This window comes from Rhodococcus sp. ARC_M6 (assembly GCF_022810305.1).
Taxonomy (GTDB): Bacteria; Actinomycetota; Actinomycetes; order Mycobacteriales; family Mycobacteriaceae; genus Rhodococcus_F.
Genome location: NZ_JALGQH010000013.1, coordinates 51,298 through 73,459, shown reverse-complemented (window position 1 = coordinate 73,459; position 22,162 = coordinate 51,298). Strand labels below are relative to the sequence as shown.

General features: G+C 60.3%; 24 protein-coding genes. 17 read left to right on the top strand and 7 right to left on the bottom strand.

All coding sequences use genetic code 11. From position 1 onward, the window contains the following. The first annotated feature begins 45 nt into the window (after nucleotides 1-45). From MTX36_RS15575 to MTX36_RS15555, 5 genes are all read left to right on the top strand, one after another. A complete protein-coding gene (locus MTX36_RS15575) occupies nucleotides 46-933 on the top strand; it encodes a hypothetical protein (protein ID WP_243620648.1) in 888 nt (295 codons plus the stop codon). Between the two features lie 88 nt (nucleotides 934-1,021). Next, on the top strand, nucleotides 1,022-1,363 hold the full coding sequence (gene rplS / locus MTX36_RS15570; RefSeq protein ID WP_094272288.1) for a 50S ribosomal protein L19: 342 nt from the start codon (nucleotides 1,022-1,024) through the stop codon (nucleotides 1,361-1,363). Between the two features lie 54 nt (nucleotides 1,364-1,417). Then, nucleotides 1,418-2,239 (top strand): signal peptidase I, encoded by an 822-nt coding sequence (lepB, locus tag MTX36_RS15565; RefSeq protein ID WP_243620647.1) that lies wholly within the window; start codon nucleotides 1,418-1,420, stop codon nucleotides 2,237-2,239. Between the two features lie 12 nt (nucleotides 2,240-2,251). Beyond that, on the top strand, nucleotides 2,252-2,941 hold the full coding sequence (locus MTX36_RS15560) for a ribonuclease HII (RefSeq protein WP_308198229.1): 690 nt from the start codon (nucleotides 2,252-2,254) through the stop codon (nucleotides 2,939-2,941). A 37-nt stretch (nucleotides 2,942-2,978) separates the two neighbouring features. Next, nucleotides 2,979-3,284, top strand: coding sequence for a DUF2469 domain-containing protein (locus tag MTX36_RS15555; RefSeq protein WP_003942715.1), 306 nt, complete (start codon nucleotides 2,979-2,981; stop codon nucleotides 3,282-3,284). Nucleotides 3,285-3,361: 77 nt separating this feature from the next. Here the strand turns inward: MTX36_RS15555 and MTX36_RS15550 are convergent, their stop codons facing one another. From MTX36_RS15550 to MTX36_RS15535, 4 genes are all read right to left on the bottom strand, one after another. Next, on the bottom strand, nucleotides 3,362-4,543 hold the full coding sequence (locus MTX36_RS15550; protein WP_243620699.1) for an RtcB family protein: 1,182 nt from the start codon (nucleotides 4,541-4,543) through the stop codon (nucleotides 3,362-3,364). 97 nt (nucleotides 4,544-4,640) lie between these two features. Further along, a complete protein-coding gene (locus MTX36_RS15545) occupies nucleotides 4,641-4,859 on the bottom strand; it encodes a hypothetical protein (RefSeq protein ID WP_243620646.1) in 219 nt (72 codons plus the stop codon). 76 nt (nucleotides 4,860-4,935) lie between these two features. After that, complete coding sequence (locus tag MTX36_RS15540) at nucleotides 4,936-5,352, bottom strand: hypothetical protein (RefSeq protein ID WP_243620645.1); 417 nt, start codon at nucleotides 5,350-5,352, stop codon at nucleotides 4,936-4,938. A 103-nt stretch (nucleotides 5,353-5,455) separates the two neighbouring features. Continuing rightward, nucleotides 5,456-6,172: a hypothetical protein gene (locus tag MTX36_RS15535; protein ID WP_243620644.1), complete on the bottom strand. Its 717-nt coding sequence runs from the start codon at nucleotides 6,170-6,172 to the stop codon at nucleotides 5,456-5,458. A gap of 496 nt (nucleotides 6,173-6,668) precedes the next feature. Between MTX36_RS15535 and MTX36_RS15530 the strand changes: the two genes are divergently transcribed. After that, nucleotides 6,669-8,282 (top strand): ABC-F family ATP-binding cassette domain-containing protein, encoded by a 1,614-nt coding sequence (locus tag MTX36_RS15530; RefSeq protein WP_243620643.1) that lies wholly within the window; start codon nucleotides 6,669-6,671, stop codon nucleotides 8,280-8,282. A 73-nt stretch (nucleotides 8,283-8,355) separates the two neighbouring features. Here MTX36_RS15530 and MTX36_RS15525 read toward each other — a convergent pair whose 3' ends face one another. Continuing rightward, entirely contained in the window at nucleotides 8,356-9,096 is a 741-nt protein-coding gene (locus MTX36_RS15525; protein WP_243620642.1) for a hypothetical protein, read from the bottom strand. 533 nt (nucleotides 9,097-9,629) lie between these two features. Here MTX36_RS15525 and MTX36_RS15520 point away from each other — a divergent pair. From MTX36_RS15520 to MTX36_RS15500, 5 genes are all read left to right on the top strand, one after another. Then, nucleotides 9,630-9,986 carry a YraN family protein gene (locus MTX36_RS15520; RefSeq protein WP_243620641.1) on the top strand — a complete coding sequence of 119 codons (357 nt, stop codon included), beginning with the start codon at nucleotides 9,630-9,632 and terminating at the stop codon, nucleotides 9,984-9,986. Beyond that, nucleotides 9,986-11,494, top strand: coding sequence for a YifB family Mg chelatase-like AAA ATPase (locus tag MTX36_RS15515; RefSeq protein ID WP_243620640.1), 1,509 nt, complete (start codon nucleotides 9,986-9,988; stop codon nucleotides 11,492-11,494). The genes MTX36_RS15520 and MTX36_RS15515 overlap by 1 nt, the downstream gene beginning before the upstream one ends. Beyond that, nucleotides 11,491-12,618: a DNA-processing protein DprA gene (dprA, locus tag MTX36_RS15510; RefSeq protein WP_243620639.1), complete on the top strand. Its 1,128-nt coding sequence runs from the start codon at nucleotides 11,491-11,493 to the stop codon at nucleotides 12,616-12,618. Before MTX36_RS15515 ends, dprA begins: the two co-directional genes overlap by 4 nt. Before the next feature lie 480 nt (nucleotides 12,619-13,098). Then, nucleotides 13,099-13,458: an Lsr2 family protein gene (locus tag MTX36_RS15505; RefSeq protein ID WP_094272299.1), complete on the top strand. Its 360-nt coding sequence runs from the start codon at nucleotides 13,099-13,101 to the stop codon at nucleotides 13,456-13,458. A 279-nt stretch (nucleotides 13,459-13,737) separates the two neighbouring features. Next, nucleotides 13,738-14,508 (top strand): siderophore-interacting protein, encoded by a 771-nt coding sequence (locus MTX36_RS15500; RefSeq protein ID WP_243620638.1) that lies wholly within the window; start codon nucleotides 13,738-13,740, stop codon nucleotides 14,506-14,508. Here the strand turns inward: MTX36_RS15500 and MTX36_RS15495 are convergent. After that, entirely contained in the window at nucleotides 14,505-15,695 is a 1,191-nt protein-coding gene (locus MTX36_RS15495) for a multidrug effflux MFS transporter (protein WP_243620698.1), read from the bottom strand. The two genes, MTX36_RS15500 and MTX36_RS15495, sit on opposite strands and share 4 nt — an antisense overlap. 78 nt (nucleotides 15,696-15,773) lie before the next feature. On the opposite strand from MTX36_RS15495, the gene MTX36_RS15490 reads away from it, so the two are divergent. Both MTX36_RS15490 and MTX36_RS15485 read left to right on the top strand, forming a co-directional pair. Beyond that, nucleotides 15,774-16,706, top strand: coding sequence for a tyrosine recombinase XerC (locus MTX36_RS15490; protein WP_243620637.1), 933 nt, complete (start codon nucleotides 15,774-15,776; stop codon nucleotides 16,704-16,706). 123 nt (nucleotides 16,707-16,829) lie between these two features. Next, nucleotides 16,830-17,948: a MinD/ParA family protein gene (locus MTX36_RS15485; protein ID WP_243620636.1), complete on the top strand. Its 1,119-nt coding sequence runs from the start codon at nucleotides 16,830-16,832 to the stop codon at nucleotides 17,946-17,948. Between the two features lie 11 nt (nucleotides 17,949-17,959). Here MTX36_RS15485 and MTX36_RS15480 read toward each other — a convergent pair whose 3' ends face one another. Beyond that, nucleotides 17,960-18,469, bottom strand: coding sequence for a M23 family metallopeptidase (locus MTX36_RS15480; RefSeq protein WP_374230492.1), 510 nt, complete (start codon nucleotides 18,467-18,469; stop codon nucleotides 17,960-17,962). 304 nt (nucleotides 18,470-18,773) lie between these two features. Here MTX36_RS15480 and rpsB point away from each other — a divergent pair, with 304 nt between their 5' ends. From rpsB to frr, 4 genes are all read left to right on the top strand, one after another. Further along, nucleotides 18,774-19,643, top strand: coding sequence for a 30S ribosomal protein S2 (rpsB, locus tag MTX36_RS15475; protein ID WP_243620635.1), 870 nt, complete (start codon nucleotides 18,774-18,776; stop codon nucleotides 19,641-19,643). 114 nt (nucleotides 19,644-19,757) lie between these two features. Continuing rightward, nucleotides 19,758-20,585, top strand: a complete 828-nt coding sequence (gene tsf / locus MTX36_RS15470) for a translation elongation factor Ts (protein ID WP_243620634.1) — start codon at nucleotides 19,758-19,760, stop codon at nucleotides 20,583-20,585. A 213-nt stretch (nucleotides 20,586-20,798) separates the two neighbouring features. Then, nucleotides 20,799-21,527: a UMP kinase gene (gene pyrH, locus MTX36_RS15465; protein WP_243620633.1), complete on the top strand. Its 729-nt coding sequence runs from the start codon at nucleotides 20,799-20,801 to the stop codon at nucleotides 21,525-21,527. A 70-nt stretch (nucleotides 21,528-21,597) separates the two neighbouring features. Next, on the top strand, nucleotides 21,598-22,155 hold the full coding sequence (gene frr, locus MTX36_RS15460) for a ribosome recycling factor (RefSeq protein ID WP_094272308.1): 558 nt from the start codon (nucleotides 21,598-21,600) through the stop codon (nucleotides 22,153-22,155). Nucleotides 22,156-22,162: the final 7 nt, after the last annotated feature.

Below are 22,162 nucleotides of genomic sequence, written 5' to 3'. Positions count from 1 at the left end.
AACTGATCGGGACCCGGTGGGTTACAGGCAGGAACGAGGGCAGTGATGGGAGAGTGGCTCGAACGCGAGATCATCGGCCACGGCCGACTCCCATTGCTGTTCTTTCTCCTCGGGTTTCTGTCCGCGTTCCTGTTGATTCGGCTGAGCGTGCGGATGATTCGCGCCCAGGTGAAATGGTGGCCGGGAAATATCACGCCGGGTGGCCAGCATGTTCACCATGTGGTGTTCGGGGTTGTCGCGATGATGATCTCCGGTGGCGCTCTGATAGCCGTCTACGTGGATGGCTCTCAGACGACCGGCGCTGTCCTCGCAGCGATCTTCGGTATGGGCGCCGCGCTGGTGCTGGACGAATTTGCGCTGATCTTCTATCTCAAGGACGTGTACTGGTCAGAACAGGGCCGAACGTCGGTTGACGCGGTATTTGTTGCCGTCGCAGTCACCGGACTGGTGCTGCTCGGTTTCCGGCCGCTCGAATTGTTGGATCTGGCCGGGTTCCGGGAGGAACGAAATCCCTGGGTCAAGCTGATTTTCGTATTCATCGCACTGATCAATTTCGGATTGGCTGCGATAGTGATTCTCAAAGGCAAGATCTGGACCGGTCTTGTCGGCCTGTTCGTTCTGCCGTTGCTGATAGTCGGCGCGGTCCGGCTCAGTAGACCTGGCGCTCCGTGGGCGCGCTGGCGGTACACACGCAAACCGAAAAAGATGAGACGTGCGCTCGAGCGGGAGCGGAAATGGCGTCGGCCGGTCATCCGGGCCAAGATCTACATCCAAGATGTCATTGCCGGTTCACCGAGCGTCGAGCATGCGATGACAGCAGCCGAAGAAGTGCTCGACCACACGATTCACCCAGCTCCGCCGCCTCCGGTTTCACCCATCGCATCGACGTCTGGCACAATGGACGGGTTGCCTGGACCAGGCAGCAGTACTTGATCTGGGCACGAACCAGACGAGCGTCGATTCGGGCAACCGAAGCGAGCGCCGCTCGGTTCCTCTGCTCCTGCAAACGCAAGGATTACACATGAACACATTGGACTTCCTGGATAAGAAGTCGCTTCGCGACGACATTCCGGCCTTCCGTCCCGGCGACACGCTCAACGTGAACGTCAAGGTTATCGAAGGCTCGAAGGAGCGCGTGCAGGTCTTCAAGGGCGTCGTTATTCGTCGTCAGGGTGGCGGCGTTCGCGAAACCTTCACCGTCCGCAAGGTTTCTTTCGGCGTCGGTGTCGAGCGTACGTTCCCGGTTCACAGCCCTACGCTGGCCTCCATCGAGGTTCTGACCCGCGGTGACGTCCGTCGCGCCAAGCTGTACTACCTGCGCGAGCTGCGCGGCAAGAAGGCAAAGATCAAGGAAAAGCGCTGATCTTTCTTTCTGGCCCGGCACCGCGTACGCGCGGTGTCGGGCTAGTCTGTTTTTGTGGAAGATTCTTCGAAGGAGCAGGCATTGTCGTCCGGTACCGAGAATCACGATGGATCCGTCAGTTCTGAGGAACCGACTTCGGCAAAGCCTCACACTTCACATAAAGAGCCCAAGAAACAGCGATCATTCTTTCGGGAACTTCCGATACTGATCGGTGTAGCGCTTGTTTTGAGCATTGTGCTCCAAGCCTTTGTCTTTCGCGTCTTTCTCATTCCGTCCGAGTCGATGGAACCGACGTTGCACGGGTGTACCGGCTGTACCGGCGACCGGATCGTCGTGGAGAAAATCGGTTACCGCTTCGGCGATCCGGAACCCGGCGACGTCATCGTCTTCAAGGGCCCCGATTCGTGGAACACGCGATACACGTCCAATCGGTCCGACAACACTGTGAAGCGTGGCCTTCAAGAGGTCGGCTCGTGGGTGGGCCTGGTTCCGCCGGACGAGAACGATTTGGTCAAGCGCGTTATCGCCACCGGCGGGCAGACCGTCGAGTGTTGTGACGAACAAGGCCGGGTCATGGTCGACGGCAAGCCACTCGACGAGCCCTACGTCAAGATGGACTTTCCCTTCACCCCCGGTGTCCAGGATTGCACTACCGCCGTGAAATCCGGCCGCTGCTTCGCTCCCGTCACCGTTCCTGAGGGGCATGTGTGGGTGATGGGCGACAACCGCAGCAACTCCGCTGACTCGCGTGCTCACGTTCAAGACGAACTTCAAGGGACCATCCCACTGGACAACGTCATCGGCCAGGCGCGCTTCATCGTTCTCCCGCCCTCCCGCATGGGCAGCATCAGTTCGCCTAACCCCCAAGGTAATTGAGTTTGTAGGACCGTGAGTAGTTCGAGTAGTTGGCCGCCTCGCGTCGTCATTCGCAGATCGACAGGTTTGCGAACGATGGAGTCTGCGCTGTATCGAACCGGGATGGGTCCGGTTGCGGGTGTCGACGAAGCCGGACGTGGTGCGTGCGCCGGCCCGCTCGTGATCGCGGCCTGTGTATTGGCGCCCAAACCTCACGTAGCCCTTGCGCGATTGGATGATTCGAAGAAACTCACCGAACGGGCCCGCGAAGAGCTCTTTCCGGTGATCAAGCGGCTGGCCTTGGCATGGAGCGTCATTTCGGTCGCGGCCGAAGAAATTGATCGGATCGGAATTCACGTCGCCAATATCGAGGGAATGCGACGTGCTGTCGCCGGCCTCGAGACGCCGCCGGGATACGTTCTCACCGACGGCTTTCGAGTGCCCGGCCTCACCGCGCCGTCCCTACCGGTGATCGGCGGCGACGCCGCTGCTGCGTGCATCGCCGCGGCCAGTGTTCTTGCCAAGGTGACGCGTGATCACGTCATGGAAGAGATGGACGGTATCCATCCCGGATACGGATTTGCGATACACAAGGGATACAGCACGCCACTGCACATGGACTCGCTCGAGGAGTTGGGTCCGTGCGCCGAGCATCGCATGACGTACGCCAATGTTGTTGCTGCGGGACTCCGGGTGCAGCAGCGTGCAGGCCATACGGGATGATAGATGTTCAGACGAACTGGGAGGACTGGCTAAACCGATGAGTGCCGAGGATCTCGAGAAATACGAAACCGAGATGGAGCTTTCGCTCTATCGCGAATACCGGGACATCGTCGGACAGTTCTCCTACGTCGTGGAGACGGAACGACGTTTTTATCTCGCCAACACGGTCGAGCTGCTACCGCATAATTCGGATGGCGAAATCTACTTTGAACTGCGGATGTCCGACGCGTGGGTGTGGGACATGTACCGTCCGGCGCGATTCGTGAAGTACGTGCGCGTCGTGACGTTCAAGGACGTCAACATCGAAGAGCTGGACAAGCCGGACCTGCGTTTGCCCGACTGAACCTACTCCACGAATGGCCCCGCCGATTGTCTTGGCGGGGCCATTCGTGTTTTTTGCGGGCCTTGTCAGTTGTGCGCTCAGTCGCCCTTCACGTTGACTATCTGACGCAAGGTGTGACGGATCTCGACTAAGTCATTCGCGTCGTCCATCACCACGTCGATGTCCTTGTACGCTCCGGGAATCTCGTCCAGGAACGCCGTCGACCGCTTGTATTCGATGCCGACCATGGCCTTGTCGAGATCGTCGATCGTGAATGTTTTCCGGGCGCGGTTACGGGCGTAGACACGTCCGGCGCCGTGCGGGCTGGACTTGAACGACGGCACGTTGCCCTTGCCGACTACGACGTAGCTGGCAGTTCCCATGGAGCCTGGAATCAATCCGGGAGTGCCGACGTCGGCTTTGATCGCACCTTTTCTGCTCAGCCACACGCCGCGACCCATGTGGAACTCTTTCTGGGTGAAGTTGTGGTGGCAGTTGATCCGCTCGAGTTCCTCGATGACGGCCGGCGTGCCGTCGCCCATGAAGTGTGCGAAGTCCTTGACAACCCGATCCATCATTTCCTCGCGATTCAACAGGGCAAAATGCTGCGCCCAGTTGAGATCGGTAATGTAACAATCGAATTCGGGTGTCTTCTCTATCAGGTAAGCCAGGTCCGGGTCAGGTAAGTCGATGTGCCAGCGGGCGCACAGCTCCTTGGCGATCTTGATGTGATGCTGCGCGATCTTGTTGCCGATACCGCGACTGCCCGAGTGCAGGAATAGCCAGAGCGCGTCATTTTCGTCGACTGTGACCTCGATGAAATGATTGCCGGACCCCAGCGTTCCGAGTTGAAACCGCCAGTTGTTCTTGAACTGATCGTAAAACGGCAAGCGATCGCCGGCCATGGTCTCGAGTTCTGCGATACGCGGTTTCGTGGTGTCGGTCAGAGTCTTGTTGTAGACACCGGCCGAGAGGGGGACGGAGCGTTCGATGCTGTGGCGAAGTGCGCTCAGGTCGCGGCCTTCGATGTCACTCACATTGAACTGAGTCTTGACCGCGATCATCCCGCAGCCGATATCCACGCCGACAGCAGCGGGCATGATCGCACCTTCGGTTGGGATGACCGAACCGACAGTTGCTCCCGCGCCGAGGTGCGCATCGGGCATCAACGCCAGATGCGGCTGGACAAAAGGCATCTGGGACGTACGCAACGCTTGCTCGCGAGTTTTCTCGTCGAGGATCGATGCCCAGTTCCACAGCCTCTTGGTTATCTTCTCCATCATTTTCTCCCACATTATGCACATCGGAACCTGGTGGTTCTCTTGTGGTGTGCCGGGATGACAATGCTCGCTGAGAGGTGGTGGGCGCAACCTATTTTCAGGTGCGCAGGCCGTCGGCAAGCTCGTAAATTCTGCCGACGTACTGTTCCTGGAAGGCTTTTCGGGCTGCTGCTGCTTCTTGCCGGGCACCGGCGTTCGCATAGACGTACTCGAGGTGAACCAAACTTTCGCCGATATCTACGCGGCGCTGATCGAGCACCGTCAACTCATCGACCAATCGCTGCAACTCGTGAGTTGCCTCTGTTGTCTCGTTCATGGCGGTCCTCGATGTGCTCGTCGGTGCGTCCTGTTTCAGGTTAGCACTGTTCGAACAAAGATTCGAAGAATCTTGATCAGCTTCCAGGGATGAATCCCGGATAGACGAAGTGGCCGGGTCCGCCGCCGGGAAGACCGGATCCCGACACGCTTGGAAAATTGGCATGCAGACGCACAAGCCTGTGCGGATTTCCGTATTGATCGGCCTGCCAGCAACCGGTCAGGACTCCGTGAAAGGAAGTGCACACAATGCGCGTGCTGGTGCCGAACGGCGACGTCAGTCGGTCCTCGTTCACAAGTGGATTCCAGTACACCGGGTTGTCAGGGGTGAGGAAATTCGAATTGTCGAACGGTACCGACGGGCTCGGGTACGGGGGTATCGGCGGCCACTCGTCTTGCGCCGACGCAATCCCGGTGCTGCCGAGGGCAACCGCCGCAACCGATGCTGCGACTACTGCGGCCTGCGCGAAGTGGCGTGTGCGAGGACTTGTCATCTACCGAGAATAGGGCGAAACGGCCTCGGATAGACCAAAACCGTGGACCGGCTCGAAGCGCGGTGGCGTCGGGCAGGTTCACGGTCAGTGGTACGGACTAGGACTAGCTTCCGTTCGAGAAGATCCGCGAAATGACGTCGCCGATGAAGTCGCTGAGCGATCCGGTCGAGGACATGTTGCCGTCGGAGGATCCGAGGCCCGCACCGTCGAGGCTGCCGGAGACGGACTCGCCGGCGTTCTTGCCGCGAACGGTGAAGCAGGAGGTTAGGTCCTTCAGGGTGTTCGAGACGCCCACGGTGCCGGTGGTGGCCATGCCACCGCTGGTGATCTGATCGCCTACGGAAGCGCCGGCCGGAACCTTGTAGGTCATGGAGACCTTCAGCGGGTTGCCGGCGTTGACCATCCATCCGCCCGTGTTGGCGACCCGGTAGCCGGGTCCGTCAACGGTGGGTGAGACTGGCTCGGTCTTCATGCCACCGAGCACGTGGAACGCAGTAACGCTGGCGCTGACCGGTGCGCCGAATTCGGTAGGTGCGAAGTCAGTGACGCTGTAGACGTACGGGCTGCCGATTGAGGTGGTCCCGACGGTCGTCTCGTACGTCACCTCAGTGTCGGCAGCCACCTCTTTTTCGGTGACTGTCTTGCTGTAGGTGTGAGTGATGCCCACTGTCGAGATGTCGTTTTTGGTGTCGCTCGAGGTCTGCTCGCAGGTCGGTGCGGCGGAGGCAATTCCGGCGCCCATTCCGACGGTGACGCCGGCAGCGATGAGAGTGAGGGACGCGGTGGTAGCTACAGCGCGGCGTACTGAGGTGCGTGACATTTGTGGGTCTCCATTTGGTCGGGCGTTAGTGCAATTGCAAGTCCTGGACGCCCCCGCGTCAGGGATGGGAATGCTGGCCGGGTCACGATGGATGAGAAACGTGGAGACCGAACGCGGCTGTCGGAGACAAGCGTCCATTTGTGACCATATCCACGCCTCGATCGTATCTGAGGGTTGCGCAAAAGTGACTATTTGGTCATGTCGCCCAGGTGTAACCTGTGTCACTTTTGGTTGGACGGAATCCATGTCAAGGGTCATCGCAGGATCCATACCAGCAAAAAGTAGACGCTCGAGCTCCCTGAACTTCTAGCGGTTGCGAGCAATTCAGGCAGGGTTTCTGCTGGTAAACAGCTACTAGTAGGCAAATTCACTTCTTGCTGTCGGGGAATCGATTCGGCTACTCCCGCTGCTCGGAGGCAAGGCCAGTGGTGTTCGGGTGGTAAACCTGCCTGGCGGTGCATACCGTGTTTTTCACCTTCGACTTTGGCGGTTTTACGTGCCTAAATTAGCTTTACTCGCCCATGATCTGGTCCGCACGCTCGGTACACGCCGAGTGCTCGACGGAGTTTCGCTCACAGCAGCTCCGGGCAACCGGATCGGACTGATCGGCGAAAACGGCGTCGGGAAGTCGACACTGTTGAGGTTGCTCGCCGGTACGGACGAACCCGACGCGGGCAGTGTCGAGCGTCCCCTCGATCTTGGTTTCCTGCAGCAGGAAATGTCGTTCGATGACGTTTCGACGATCGCGGACGTGCTCGACGACGCACTCCTCGACGCGCGAGAGACCATCGTCGAACTCGACAGGCTTGCACAGGAACTCGCGCTGGCGCCCGAAGATTCCGATGTGCTTGACGCCTACGCGGAACGCCTCGACTACGCCCAGCGGTACGAAGTCTGGGATGCGGACCGGCGCGCAGAGATCGTCGTGACCGGGCTCGGTCTTGCGAACGCGCCGCGCGAGCGCACCCTCGCATCGTTGTCCGGTGGGCAACGAAGCCGGTTGGCGTTGGCGGCTCTGATGGTTCGGCGGCCGTCGGCGTTGCTGCTTGACGAGCCGACCAACCACCTCGACGACGAGGCGGCGGAGTTTCTGGCCGAACAGTTGCGCAGTCTGCCGGGTGTCGTTGTGGTCGCCAGCCACGACCGTGCGTTTCTAGACGCCGTCTGCACAGACCTGATCGATCTTGATCCAGCGGTGGACGGTCCCACCCGGTACGGCGGCAACTACACCGCCTATCTGGCGCAGAAAGTCGCCGAACGGGCACGTTGGCAACGGCGTTTCAGTGACGAGCAGGAGGAATTGGAGGCGTTGCGCTATGCGGCCGGTGTCAGCGCGCACGAGGTTGCACCGAATCGCTTGAAGCAGGACAACGAAAAGATGGGATACGGCCACGCCGGTGGGCGAGTGCAGAACCAGATTGCGCGTCGAGTTCGCAACGCCACCCGCCGCTTCGACAAGCTGGAACGCGATCAGGTTGCCGAACCTCCCCATCCGCTGAGGTTCAAGCCCGGCGCGCTCGCCACACCGTCGCCGGGTGAGTTCCTGCTGACTTTGCGGGAAGTGAGAGTTCCGGGTCGATTGTCGATTGATCACCTCGACATTGCGACCACAGATCGGCTGCTGGTCACCGGATTGAACGGTGCCGGCAAGTCCACGTTGCTTGCGGTAATGGCGGGCACGCTGGACTCTGCCGGCACGGTGCGGCGGCCGGGACTCACGACGGGCTTACTGGCTCAGGACACTACGTTCGATCGGACCGACCACACCGCTCAGGAAATTTACGATCAGGTACTCGGCCTGGAGAGTGCGGAGTCGATTCCGTTGAATTCGCTTGGGCTGCTGGCGACTTGGGATCTGAACAAGGTCGTTGTCGAGTTGTCCGTAGGGCAACGCCGCCGTCTGGCTCTGGCATTGTTGGTGGCGCGTCCACCGGAGTTGCTGCTTCTGGACGAGCCCACGAACCATCTTTCACCGCGTCTGTGCGACGAGTTGGAGGATGCTCTGGGTACCGGCCCGGGTGCCATCGTGGTGGCCAGTCACGACCGCTGGCTTCGGTCTCGCTGGCAAGGCCGCGAAGTCAGATTGGTCGGTGCGTCGGAAGCCCGGTAGGGGGTACGGCGCAAAAGGGGCGGAGCTACCAGCATGCGCTGGTGGCTCCGCCCCTAGTCTTCGCTTAGCTGAGTTAGCTCATGCCGCCGATGACATTGCCCAGGATTCCGCTGATGACGTTGGTCATCGATCCCTGCGGGTCGGTGATGGATCCGAAGACCTGGCCCGATCCGGTGTTTACCGAGCCGAGGCCCGCATTGTCGAGGCTGCCCGAGCCGGCTTCAACGGGATTCGGCTGACGGATGGTGACGCAGACGCCCATCGGGTTGACGTCCCAGTACCCGGCTGCGAGGACAAGATTGGCGCCGCCGCCACTGTCGATTTTGGAGCCAACCTGGGCGTTACTGGGGACCTTGTAGGTGGTTTCCAGGGCGATGACGGCGCCACCCACTGTGGTCCACCCACCGCCTCGGACGGTAACGGAATTATCTGACGAGTCTTGGATGGCGGTGTCAGTGACGTCCGACCACGACTGACCTCCCACAGCCCAACTGACGTTCAGGCGAGCCTTCGTCAACTGGAACCCAGCCGGGTGGTAGTCCCAGATTGAGTTGGCCAGTGCTCCCGACCCGGAAATCTTGGTGATGTAGGTGACGGTTTGTCCCGGTGCGACGGTGCCGTCGCCGGCAATCTCCTTGGCGAGGGTATAAGGCGCCCCGAAGGAGCCGGCCCAGCTGTCGGTGATTGACTGGGCTTTCGCGCAAGCAGGTGCGGCCTGAGCCACCGAGGCTCCGAGTCCAACGGTGACGCCGGTGGCGAGCATGGCCAGGGACGCGGCGGTTGCCACAGCGTGGCGTAGTGAGCGGCGAGACATGTTGTGTAGTACTCCATTCGATCGGGCGTACGTGCAATTCTGATTCCTGGACGCCCCCGCGTCAGGCTGGGATGCAGGTCCGACCTCGACGATTTGGAGCCTCTGAGGTCGGACGTCACTATGTCTACAGGACGAATGTCCATCTTGGGGTGAATCGGCAAAAATATTTCCAAAATAAGATTGCGAATGAATGACTGCGTAACCATCGCCGTGCTGAGTGATTAGCCGCGCGAAATCTTGGGGCGACTTCAAATGACCGCCACAATGTTGCCGCTACCTGCAGGAACGTCCGTTACTACCTCGCGTGACCCCGGTGACTAGGTGTCACCGGGCGACATTCTCGATCTCGCTGGTTATCTATCGGCAAGTTGCCTCGCCGGAGGGTTCTGCGCCGCTCCTCAATTCCACAAGTGCCTGGTTATCCACAGGCTAGTTTCCATTTTCCGGTCCGCGGTTTCGGTGGGGCACTGTGACGCGTGGGACGCGTTTCGTATCTGCGGGCGCGCGGGAAGTATTAACTTCGGGGGTCTGTGATGGCGGGGAATATTGCGTTGGGTGCTCGAGGCGAGGATCTGGCTACCGAATTCCTGATCGATGCTGGTCTGGACATCGTCGAACGGAATTGGCGATGCCGGTACGGCGAGCTGGATGTCATTGCCACCGAAGACGATCGAATCGTATTCATAGAGGTGAAGACGCGCAGCGGGCTGGGATACGGGTCGCCGGCGGAGGCAGTGACGTTCGCGAAGCGTCGTCGGATTCGGGTGTTGGCGCTGCAGTGGCTCGGTGATTCGGGCCGATCGTGGTCGAAAGTGCGTTTCGATGTGGTGGCTGTCTTGATTTGTCGTAATCAGGAACCGGTGATCGAGCATTTTGTGGACGCGTTCTGATGGCGCTGGGACGGGCGCATTCGGTGGCGGTCAGTGGCGTCGACGGTCAGATCGTGGAGATCGAGGCTGATATCGGGCGGGGTCTGCCCGCCGTGCATTTGGTGGGTCTGCCGGACACGGCTTTGCATGAATCGAGGGATCGGATTCGCGCGGCCGTCACCAATTCCAACGAGGAGTGGCCGGACAGCAAAGTCATTTTGGCGTTGTCGCCGGCGACGTTGCCGAAAGTCGGCAGTGTTTACGATTTGGCCCTTGCCTTGTCCGTGTTGGATGCGGCTAAAAAGTTGCCGCGCAAGGAGTTACGGTCAACTGTCTTTCTGGGGGAGTTGGCGTTGGATGGCCGGTTGCGGACGGTGCGGGGTGTGCTGCCGGCGGTGTTGGCCGCGAAGCGGGCGGGGTGGGGCACGGTGGTTGTTCCGCGTGCGGCAATGGCGGAGGCAGGGTTGGTGAAGGGCATCGAGGTGCTGGGCGCTGACGATCTGTCTTCGGTGATTTCGTGGTTGCGGGGTGAGGTTTATCTGCCGGTGCCGGAGCCTTTCGAGCGGGCTGAGGAGATTGGGGTCAGTGACCTCAGTGAGGTTGTGGGGCAGGCGGATGCGAGGTGGGCTATCGAAGTGGCGGCGGCGGGTGCCCATCATCTCATGTTGACGGGTCCGCCGGGGATCGGGAAAACGATGCTGGCGCAGCGTCTTCCGGGGATATTGCCACCGTTGACGGAGAGTGAGGCGTTGGAGGTGACGGCTATTCATTCGGTGGCGGGTGTATTGACTGCGGATCATCCGTTGATCGATATGCCGCCGTTTATTGCGCCGCATCACAGTTCGTCGGTGAGTGCGTTGGTGGGTGGTGGTAGTGGGATGGCGCGTCCGGGTGCGGTGAGTCGGGCGCATCGCGGAGTGCTGTTCCTCGACGAATGCGCCGAGATCGGCGTCAAAGTGCTCGAGGCTTTGCGAACGCCCTTGGAAGACGGCGAAGTTCGCATTGCCCGCCGGGACGGCGTCGCGAGGTACCCGGCACGATTCCAACTGATCCTGGCCGCAAATCCGTGCCCGTGCGCGCCGCCACGTGACGCGGATTGTGTGTGCGCGCCCGCAGCGCGGCGTCGCTATCTCGGCAAACTTTCGGGCCCACTACTGGATCGCGTCGATATCAGAATACGGATGCAGGCGGTAGCAACCGGCGCGCTGATCGACGAGGTGGGGGAGAGCACCGAGAGTGTGCGAATCCGAGTGGCGGCGGCGCGGGACGCGGCATCGGAGCGCTGGAGTGAATACGGATGGCGAACAAACGCCGAAGTGCCGGGGCCGGCGCTGCGGCAGAAGTTCCGACTTTCCCGTGAGGCCTTGGCGCCCGTTGAGCGTGCACTCCGGAAGGGCTTGATCACTGCTCGAGGGGCAGATCGGGCGATCAGAGTTGCGTGGACAGTGTCGGATTTGGCCGGCGAAACCATGCCCGGGGCAGATCAGGTCGTGACAGCACTCGATTTCAGGGACAGGGGGTTCCAATGACCGCGCATGATCCGCAACAACTCGCTTGGGCATACCTGTCGACGGTTGCTCAAGGACCGAGCGTCCACCTGTCGGCATTGGTCGAGCACCTCGGAGTCGAGGAGACTGCGCACGCAGTGAAGACCCGTGACCTGCCGTCGTCATTGGAGGAGAAGACTCGCGCCCGTGCACATATCGATACGGCGCAACGTGATCTGGATCTGATGGCCGCGATGGGCGGAAGGTTGGTCACGCCGGATTCCCCCGAATGGCCGGCCTGGCGACTGCTCGCATTCGACGGGCTTGATGCAGCGTCGGGTGAGGTACCGCCATTTGTTCTGTGGGTCTTGGGTTCTCGCGACCTTTCGGAATTGACGGAACGGTCGGTGGCGATTGTGGGAACTCGGGCCTCGACGTCCTACGGGGAACATGTCACCGCCGAGATCGCGGGTGATCTGGCAGTGGACGGTTGGACAGTGACCTCCGGTGCGGCCTTCGGGATCGACGGGGCAGCTCACCGTGCAGCGTTGGGTGTCGGTGGGACCACTGTTGCAGTGCTGGCCTGCGGAGTAGATCGTGCCTATCCGTCAGGGCACGCGCGTCTATTGCGTCAGATTGTGAACTCGGGCGCGGTGGTAAGTGAGTATCCGCCGGGAACGACGCCGGCCAAGTTCAGATTCTTGGCCCGAAACCGATTGGTCGCGGCATTATCCGACGGTGTTGTCGTTGTCGAAGCAGGATGGCGCAGCGGTGCGCGGAACACTGCGAATTGGGCGCGGAAACTCGGGCATCCTGTAATGGCAGTCCCCGGGCCGGTGACATCGGCCTCGTCGGCTGGTTGCCATCGAATGATCCGCGAAGGAGAAGCCCATTTGGTGGCGAATGCCGTGGATGTAGTAGAGGTGTCCGGACCCTTCAATCTTGTCGACTCGGAATCCGATGCCGCAGCGGTTCGTGACATCGACTCATTGAAAGGTAATTCTCGTCTCGTCTACGAAGCATTACCCGGAGCCGGTTCACGGAGCACGAATGAGTTGTCCGAGGGATCAGGGTTGCTGATTTCTCAGGTACGCGCGACGCTTCCGCTGCTCGAGTTGGAGGGATTTGTCGGTTCCGATGGCAGCGGATGGTTTCGTGCCAAATAGCCCTCGCCGTTTCAGCCGATTTGGTTGGATATGGTGTGATCGGCCATTTGCTGGATGGTTCGTCGAAATCATTGGGCAGATCGGTGTGAGTGCAAGAGATTCGGGTTGTCGGCATGTCAGGGCGTTTTCGCAGGGTGGGCATGCGGATATGTCGGCGGGATGCGGGAGTGTGACTGGCTTCGTGCGCATCAATGTCGTGAGCAAGTCTCAGGAAAGTCTCAGGTCGATGTGCCTAAACTCCGATTAGTCGGTATCGGCGAGATAGAGATGTGAGTGATGCCGCCTATCGGTCATCGAAATGAATCGGCCCGGTGTGGTGCTAGCATCACGTTTGAAGCAATGCAATGTCGCTAACCCATCCCCAATTCGTACCGCGGGGTCTGTTCGATGTCGGATCGATTCTGAGGGCATCTTTGTTACATGGGCGAGAATCTGTGTATTGTGAACCGAAAGCGAAACATTCATTGAAAGAGGAGTGCAATGGCTGAGAAGCTGATTCGGCAACTCATTGACGATCTTGACGGTAAGCCGATCGATGACGGTTTCGGTGATCGTATCGAGTTCTCCTACCAGGGAACCGATTATGTGATCGATCTTCGCGCTACCAATGCAGAAAAGTTCGACGCCGCGGTCAAGCCGTTCGTCGACGCTGCAGCCAAGGTGACCACTCGTCGCGGCAAGAAGTCGCAGCTCACATCTCCGCAGGCCACATCGGGTTCGGGGCGCTCCAAGGAGACCTTGCAGGCTATCCGTGACTGGGCAGCGAAGAATGGCTACGAGGTTGCACCGCGTGGCCGCATCAAGGCAGAAATCATCGACGCATTCGATGCAGCACACTAGAGTGCATTGAACTTCTCTGGCACCCCACAGAATTTGTGGGGTGCCAGAGTTGTATTTACCCTTGCTTTGCTGTTGGTCGGAATTTGAAGACTTTCCACGAAGATATCGTTACGGTATTTCCGTTCACTCATTCGGGTTGGTCGGTTTGAGCTATTTACCGTCTGCCGATCCGACCGGTTATCTGTGAGATCGACCGGCCGTGTTTCTTTTCTCTCGACCGTCGTAAATCGGAAATCCATGTACCATCGTTAGGTAACACTAACTTTGGAGGATGTGGCTGTGGCCAAGCCGACGACAACACTGACCGTCCTGCGTACGCAGAAATTGACCCCACACATGGTGCGGGTGTTTCTCGGCGGTCCAGGATTCGATAGCTTCACTCCCAGTGCGTTCAGTGACTCGTATGTGAAGATCGAATTCGCAACTGCTGACGACTTGGTGCTTCGGACGTACACGATCCGAAGTTACGACAGCAAAGCTCGCGAGATTGCGATTGATTTTGTGGTTCACGGTGACGTGGGGATAGCGGGCCCGTGGGCTGCGTCCGTGTCAGATGGTGCTGAGATAACCATGAGAGGGCCCGGCGGCGCCTTTTCGCCGGCAGTATCGGCGGATTGGCATCTCTATGCGGGTGATGAATCTGCGATTCCGGCAATTTCAGCCGCCGTCGAGCGGCTTTCGCCAGATGCAATCGGTTACGTCGTCCTCGAGGTCGGCGGGGTCGAGGACAAGATTGCCATCGACACCCCGAAAGGCGTTGTCGTCAGTTGGGTGTACCGAGGTGCGTCCTCGGACCTAGTCGGCGAGGAATCAGCCGGCGACAATGCACCGCTAATCGCGGCAGTGAGGGCACTCGAATGGCTCCCGGGTTCTCCCCAGGTATTCATTCACGGCGAGGCGCAAGCTGTCATGCATAATCTGCGCTCGTACATCCGGAAGGATCGCGGTGTTCCAGCGGGATCCGCATCGATCTCAGGTTACTGGCGTCGGGGACGTACAGAAGAGGGATTCAGGGTCTGGAAGTCGGAATTGGCAGTGTCCGAACGTTAACGCTTCGTCGACAGTTTCTCTTCGGCATCACAGCTTCGGGTGAGTAGGGTCAACGCCAATGCGGCGAGCAAGCCGAAGGTGGGAATTGCTACAGCCATCGGAACGGCGGTATCCGGTCCGGCAATTCCCACCAGCGGTGACACTGCTGCCGCCAATCCGAACTGGCCCGCGCCCATCAATGCGGAGCCGGTACCGGCTGCCGCGGTGACCTCGCCCTGGGCAAGCGCTGTTGCGTTACCCATGATAAATCCGATGCTCGATACCGAAACGAACAGCGGAATGAGTAGGGCAGCCGGATTGGTTGAGTTGAAAAGCGCTGCAGCGCAGTATAATGCGAAACCAGATAGTGTGAGCAGGCCAACTCCGAAGATCAAGAGAGTACGTGCATTCACGCGGCTGAGTAGTCGTGCCGTGATGGTTGCCGACACAACCATGCCCACCGCGTTGACCGCAAACACCATCGAAAATTGTGACGGGGTCAATCCCAGGACGTTCTGTACGACAAACGGTGACGCGGAGATGTATGAGAACAGGGCGCCGAATCCGAATATGAAGGCGAGCGCGTAGCCGAGATAACGACGGTTTCCGGTGACGTAGCCCAGGTTCGCGACTAGTGCTTTCAATCCGCCGCCGTGCCGCCGTTCCGGTGGCAATGTTTCCGGTACCAGGGTGATCACGCCGGCAACCATGACGACGCCCGCCGCCGTCAGTACCCAGAAGATGCCTCTCCACCCAACCGGACCGAGGAGCACTCCACCGAGAAGTGGGGCGATGACGGGAGCGACGCCGCCGATGATCATCATCATGCTGAACAACTTCGCCGCTCCGTTGCCTCGGGCGCGATCGGCAATGCATGCGCGGGCGAGCACGATCGCAGCCCCGCCGCTGAGGCCTTGGATCAGGCGTGCGCCGATCAGGAATTCAATGGAGGGTGCGAGAGCGCACGCAGCACTTGCCAGCGTGGTGATCGCTGCGGCGCCGAGCAGGAGGCGTCGACGCCCGATTCCGTCGGAGATCGGCCCGATGATCAGCTGACCGATTCCCAGTCCGGCCATGAATGTTGTCAGCGTCAATTGGACGCTGGCGGCGGATGTGTCGAGTGACTCGGCCATGATCGGCAGTCCCGGCAGATACATGTCGGTGGCGAGTGGTGCGATTGCTGAAATCAGGGCCAGAATGCCTAGCATCTTCAAGGGAATTGCGCGGTTCACCGACCAACCGTATCGGCGAGGGTGTTTGACGTTTTACACGAGGCAGGCAACCTTATGAGGATGTATGACGAATTGCCGCAGTCGCTGTCGATCCATCTCGATGCCTATGCCGAACACCTGCGACTCGGGCGTGGGCGTTCGGAGCACACCATCCGCGCGTACGTCGGTGATGTCCGGTCGTTGCTCGAGCATCTTGCCGGGCAGTCGGCTGGCGTCGAACTGGCTGAACTGGATCTGCGGGTACTCCGTTCTTGGCTGGCCGCACAGAATGCGGCGGGAACGGCCCGAACGACGGTCGCACGGCGAGTGTCGTCGGCGCGGGGATTCACGGCGTGGCTTGCACAGACTGCTCGCATTTCGGCCGACCCAGGCTCGCGGTTGACTGCCCCGCCGGCCCAGCGGACTTTGCCGGTCGTGTTGCGTCAGAATCAGGCCATCGAGGCGATGGAAGCGTCGAAAATTGGAGCGCAACAACGTGATCCGGTTGCACTTCGCGATCGATTGATCATGGAACTTTTGTATTCCACCGGAATTCGTGTGGGGGAACTGTGTGGACTCGACCTGGAATCCGTGGATGCGGATCGTCGGTTGTTGCGTGTGCTCGGTAAGGGAAACAAGGAGCGGTCGGTGCCGTACGGGTTGCCGGCCGAATCGGCAATCGAGCAGTGGCTCGAGTCCGGAAGGCCGATGATGGCGTCGGAGAAATCCGGCAGCGCACTGTTGCTGGGCAAGCGCGGCGGACGACTCGATCAACGCCAGGCGCGGTCGGTAGTGCACGAGAGTGTGGCGGCGGTTCCCGGAGCTCCGAATCTGGCACCACACGGACTGCGGCATTCGGCAGCGACGCATTTGCTGGAAGGTGGAGCGGACCTTCGCGTAGTCCAGGAATTGCTCGGACATTCGAGCCTGGCGACTACTCAGCTGTACACGCATGTATCGGTCGAACGACTCCGGGCAGTCCACGATCAGGCGCATCCACGGGCATGAAAATTTTCGTGGCGGGAGTTCTGTTGCGTGATTTGGTAGCGTCGCGAAGTGAAAGAGTGGAGAATCGGCAAGGTTGGACAACCATGTTGTGCCGCTCGATGATATGCAATTTCCGGGGGAATCGTGAATCGCCAAAACGTGGAACACCTGCCGCAGGCCGGCCAGACTGCCTGGGTTGCAGAACCGACTCCCATCGCCCTGGTGCCGGTTCCTGCGCCGGAATCTCAGGCGTGGGCACAGGAGTCGTGGTCGGCGCCACCGCAAGCTGCAGGCCAGTCGAGTCAACAGCAAGTTACCAATCAGGACTTGGTTGCTGATGCATTACTGAAGCATGCGAGGCGAACTCCGCGTGGCGGTTGGCGACGGGGCCTTCATCGGGCTACCGGAGGGTTTGTCAATCTCGGAGAGTCCAGCTCCGATCTCCGTGACCAGGCGCTGGTGGCGCGGATCGAGCAGCCGATCCGAAACGACTACCGAATTGCCCTGCTTTCGCTCAAAGGGGGAGTGGGCAAGACAACGGTCACCGTCGGACTCGGATCGACATTCGCCTCACTTCGCGGCGACTGTGTTGTAGCTGTCGACGCCAACCCGGATTTCGGGACGTTGGCGCAGCGTGTTCCGTTGCAGACACGGTCGACGGTTCGGGATCTGATCGCGGCGAGGCCGGATATCAACAGCTACTCGGATGTGCGGATCCACACTTCGCAGGCGCCCAGTCGGCTCGAGGTCTTGGCGAGCGAGCAGGATCCGGCTATCTCCGAAGCGTTCAGTGAAGATGACTATCGCCAGGTCATCGACATCTTGCAGGTGTACTACAACATCATTCTGACCGACTGCGGAACCGGGATCATGCATTCCGCAATGACCGGGGTTCTCGACCTCGCCAATTCATTGGTGCTGGTCAGTTCGCCGGCGGTCGACGGCGCGCGAAGCGCTGCTGCAACCTTGGACTGGTTGCAGATGCATGGATACGGGCACTTGGTCGAGCGAACCGTTGTTGTCGTCAGTGCCGCGCGCCCCGGTTCGAGTGTCATCGACATGGACGCGCTCACCGATTACTTCATGCGTCGGTGCCGGGCGGTCAAGGTAGTGCCCTTCGACGAACACCTCGCCGAAGGATCGGTCATGGACCTGGAATTGCTCCGGCCGGCAACCAAGCGGGCGTTCATGGAGTTGGCTGCCATGGTTGCCGACGACTTCGCCGATTCTGCCGGGCGCCACGCCGTCGCCGAATGGCGTTGATGCCCGCTTCGTCAGCGTCGAAGTGGTTTGAGTCGGAGCGGCTGATCGTGGATCAAGCCGAGAGGATCCAGGTACTCACGGCCGCGTCGTAGTCCCCAATGGAGACAAGCGGCCACGGCGCAGCCCTCGTGTCCCGGTTCGAGTGTGCCGATCATCGTTCCGATTCCCACGCGTTCGCCCGCCGCGACCACTGCCGTGACAGGTTCATAGGTAGTTCGGACGCCCCCGACGTGGTCGATGGATACCACCGGCTTTCCTGCAACCGTCCCGGCGAAGGCCACGGTTCCAGTGCCGGCTGAGAGCACCGCCTGATCGATGGCTCCCGCCAGGTCGACACCACGATGCCCGGGGAGCCAGTTCTTCTCCGGATTGTCGAAGACTCGCTCGACCCGGGGTTGGGGCATCAACGGCCAGTCGAATCGCGAATCCGCGAAGGCCTGTGGGTTGATGGAAAAGGTGGCCATCAGGGCCGGCGTGCACAGTGTGACGGCGATGCGCCGCAGCAATGCGGAAGGTGTCATCCCCTGATCCTGAGCTCTGCCGATGCCGTGAAAGCGCAGATCAAGATGGTTATCCACAGGTTTGGGTGGTATCCCCAATCGGGAAGAGTGCCTTGCGGTATCGGCCTGGTTATGGCATTGCCGGACAAGGACGTACACTTGTCGAGCGGTCTGTGTTCGCACAGTCCGACTTCGCGCGCCCGCGCACGTTTTTTCGGCCTTCGGCTGGTCCTGTATTTCCGGATACGGGTCCGACGGCCGTGTGGGCGCCAGGGCGCGGTGCCACCGGCACTGCGCAGCAACCGAATTGAGAGAGAGAACAACAATGCCTGTTGTAACTATGCGGCAGATGCTCGACAGCGGTACCCACTTCGGGCACCAGACCCGTCGTTGGAACCCGAAGATGAAGCGTTTCATCTTGACCGACCGCAACGGCATCTACATCATCGACCTCCAGCAGACGCTGACGTACATCGACAAGGCGTACGAGTTCGTCAAGGAGACGGTTGCCCACGGCGGCAGCGTCCTCTTCGTCGGCACCAAGAAGCAGGCACAGGAGTCCATCGCTTCTGAGGCCACTCGCGTCGGAATGCCCTACGTCAACCAGCGTTGGCTCGGCGGCATGCTCACCAACTTCACCACCGTCCACAAGCGTCTCATCCGCCTCAAGGAGCTTGAGGCAATGGAGCAGACCGGTGGATTCGAAGGTCGCACCAAGAAGGAAATCCTCATGCTCACGCGTGAGATGACCAAGCTGGATCGCACCCTCGGTGGTATCCGCGACATGGCCAAGGTTCCTTCCGCTGTGTGGATCGTCGACACCAACAAGGAGCACCTGGCAGTTGCCGAGGCTCGCAAGCTGAACATCCCGGTCATCGCGATCCTGGACACCAACTGCGACCCCGACCTCGTCGACTACCCGATCCCGGGCAACGACGACGCCATCCGCTCCGCAGCACTGCTCACCAAGGTTGTCGCTTCCGCGGTTGCCGAGGGCCTGCAGGCGCGTGCCGGACTGAGCGCCGACAAGGACGCAAAGCCCGAGACTGCAGCCGGCGAGCCCCTCACCGAGTGGGAGCAGGAACTGCTCTCCGACGTTGCACCCGCCGCTGAAGCTGCTCCCGCCGAAGAAGCAGCTCCGGCTGCCGAGGCTGAGGCTGCCCCCGCCGCAGAGGCACCGGCCACCGAGGCCTGATTCCCTGAAACCGGCCCTGACCAGAGTTCCTTTGGTCGGGGCCGTTTTCACCGGTAGGGCATTGCTTCACCGAAGACCACGTCCGAAACAGACAAACGAGGAGGATCGCTCACCATGGCGAACTACACCGCCGCAGACGTCAAGCGGCTCCGCGAGCTCACCGGCTCCGGAATGATGGCGTGCAAGAACGCACTCGTAGAAACCGATGGCGATTTCGACAAGGCTGTCGAGCAGTTGCGCATCAAGGGCGCAAAGGATGTCGGAAAGCGCGCAGAGCGCACCACCGCTGAAGGTCTCGTCGTCGCCAAGGACGGCGTCATGATCGAGATCAACTGCGAGACCGACTTCGTTGCCAAGAACGAAGATTTCATCAAGTTGGCCGACGCAATCGTCACCGTCGCCGCTGCCGGTAAGCCTGCTGACCTTGACGCTCTCAAGGCGCTCGAGCTCGACGGCAAGACCATCGCGACCGTCATCACGGAGCAGTCCGCGAAGATCGGCGAGAAGCTCGAACTGAGCCGCGTCGCAACCTTCGACGGCCCCGTTGCCGTGTACCTGCACAAGCGCAGCTCCGACTTGCCGCCCGCTGTCGGCGTTCTCGTCGAGTACACCGGCGAAGGCGATGCCGCTGCCGAGGCTGCTCGTGGAGCAGCTATGCAGGTTGCAGCCCTCAAGGCCAAGTACGTCACGCGTGACGAGGTCCCCGCGGAGATCGTCGCTTCCGAGCGTCACATCGCCGAAGAGACCGCCCGCGCAGAAGGCAAGCCCGAGCAGGCTCTGCCGAAGATCATCGAAGGCCGCGTCAACGGATTCTTCAAGGACGTCGTACTGACCGAGCAGTCTTCGGTTACCGACTCCAAGAAGACCGTCAAGGCGATCCTCGACGAGGCCGGCGCGACCGTCAAGCGCTTCGTGCGTTTCGAGGTCGGCGCTTCCGCTTAATCCGGAGCCCGTACACATGGACCCCGCCAGAAGAGCATCGCTCATCCGGCGGGGTCTACGTGTACCTGTGGCCTCCGATGAGGCAGGATAAGAGTGCCTTCGGGACGCGTCTCGACAGATCGTCCTGAAAATTTGTGAATCGCCGGTACCAATTCGGCGATTGAATAAGGAATTAAGGACCCCACCGGGTCTTGTATCGAACTGAGGAGAACAATGTCCGAACCAGCCAACGAACGTCCAGGATTCAAGCGGGTCCTGCTCAAACTCGGCGGCGAAATGTTCGGAGGCGGCAAGGTCGGACTCGACCCCGATGTGGTCACCAAGGTGGCTGAGCAGATCGCGGAGGTCGTCCGATCGGGCGTGCAGGTAGCAGTGGTCATCGGTGGCGGAAACTTCTTCCGCGGCGCCGAACTGCAGCAGCGTGGCCTCGACCGCGCGCGTTCCGACTACATGGGCATGCTCGGCACGGTCATGAACTGCCTGGCTCTGCAGGATTTCCTGGAGAAGGAAGGCGTCGACACCCGCGTGCAGACTGCCATCACGATGGGTCAGGTTGCGGAGCCGTATCTGCCACTTCGTGCACGCCGGCACCTGGAGAAGGGTCGCGTTGTCATCTTCGGCGCAGGCATGGGAATGCCCTACTTCTCCACGGACACCACAGCGGCGCAGCGCGCACTGGAGATCGGTGCCGAGGTCGTCTTGATGGCGAAGGGCGTCGACGGCATCTTCACGGCCGATCCGCGTCTCGATCCGACCGCAACGATGTACACGCAGATCACGCACCGCGAGGTCATCGAACGTGAGCTCAAGGTTGCCGACGCCACGGCATTCAGCCTGTGCATGGACAATTCGATGCCGATCATGGTGTTCAACCTTCTGATCGAGGGAAACATCGCACGTGCGGTGTCCGGTGAGAAGATCGGAACACTGGTCAAGTCGTGACCGACACCCACAATTCGTTCGACAATTCGATCCTGAACGACAAGAAGCAGACCGACATGGAGGAACAGCCGTGATTGATGAAGCGCTCTTCGAGGCCGAAGAAAAGATGGAAAAGGCTGTCGCGGTGGCCAAGGACGATCTCGGCTCGGTTCGTACCGGACGCGCAAACCCCGGCATGTTTTCTCGCATCGTGATCGACTACTACGGTTCGATCACACCGATCACGCAGCTCGCGAGCATCAATGTGCCCGAGGCTCGCATGGTGATCGTGAAGCCGTACGAGGCTTCGCAGCTCAATGCCATCGAGACCGCGATCCGTAACTCGGATCTCGGTGTCAACCCGTCCAACGACGGCAGCATCATCCGGATTTCTGTTCCGCAGCTCACCGAAGAACGTCGTCGTGAACTTGCCAAGCAGGCCAAGTCCAAGGGTGAAGATTCCAAGGTCACGCTCCGCAACATCCGTCGCAAGGCGATGGACGAGCTCAGCCGCATCCAGAAGGACGGCGACGCCGGCGAGGACGAGGTCGGGCGCGCCGAGAAGGAACTCGACAAGACCACGGCCAAGTACGTGCACGTTGTCGAGGAGCTCGTCAAACACAAGGAAGCGGAATTGATGGAGGTCTAGTCCTCCG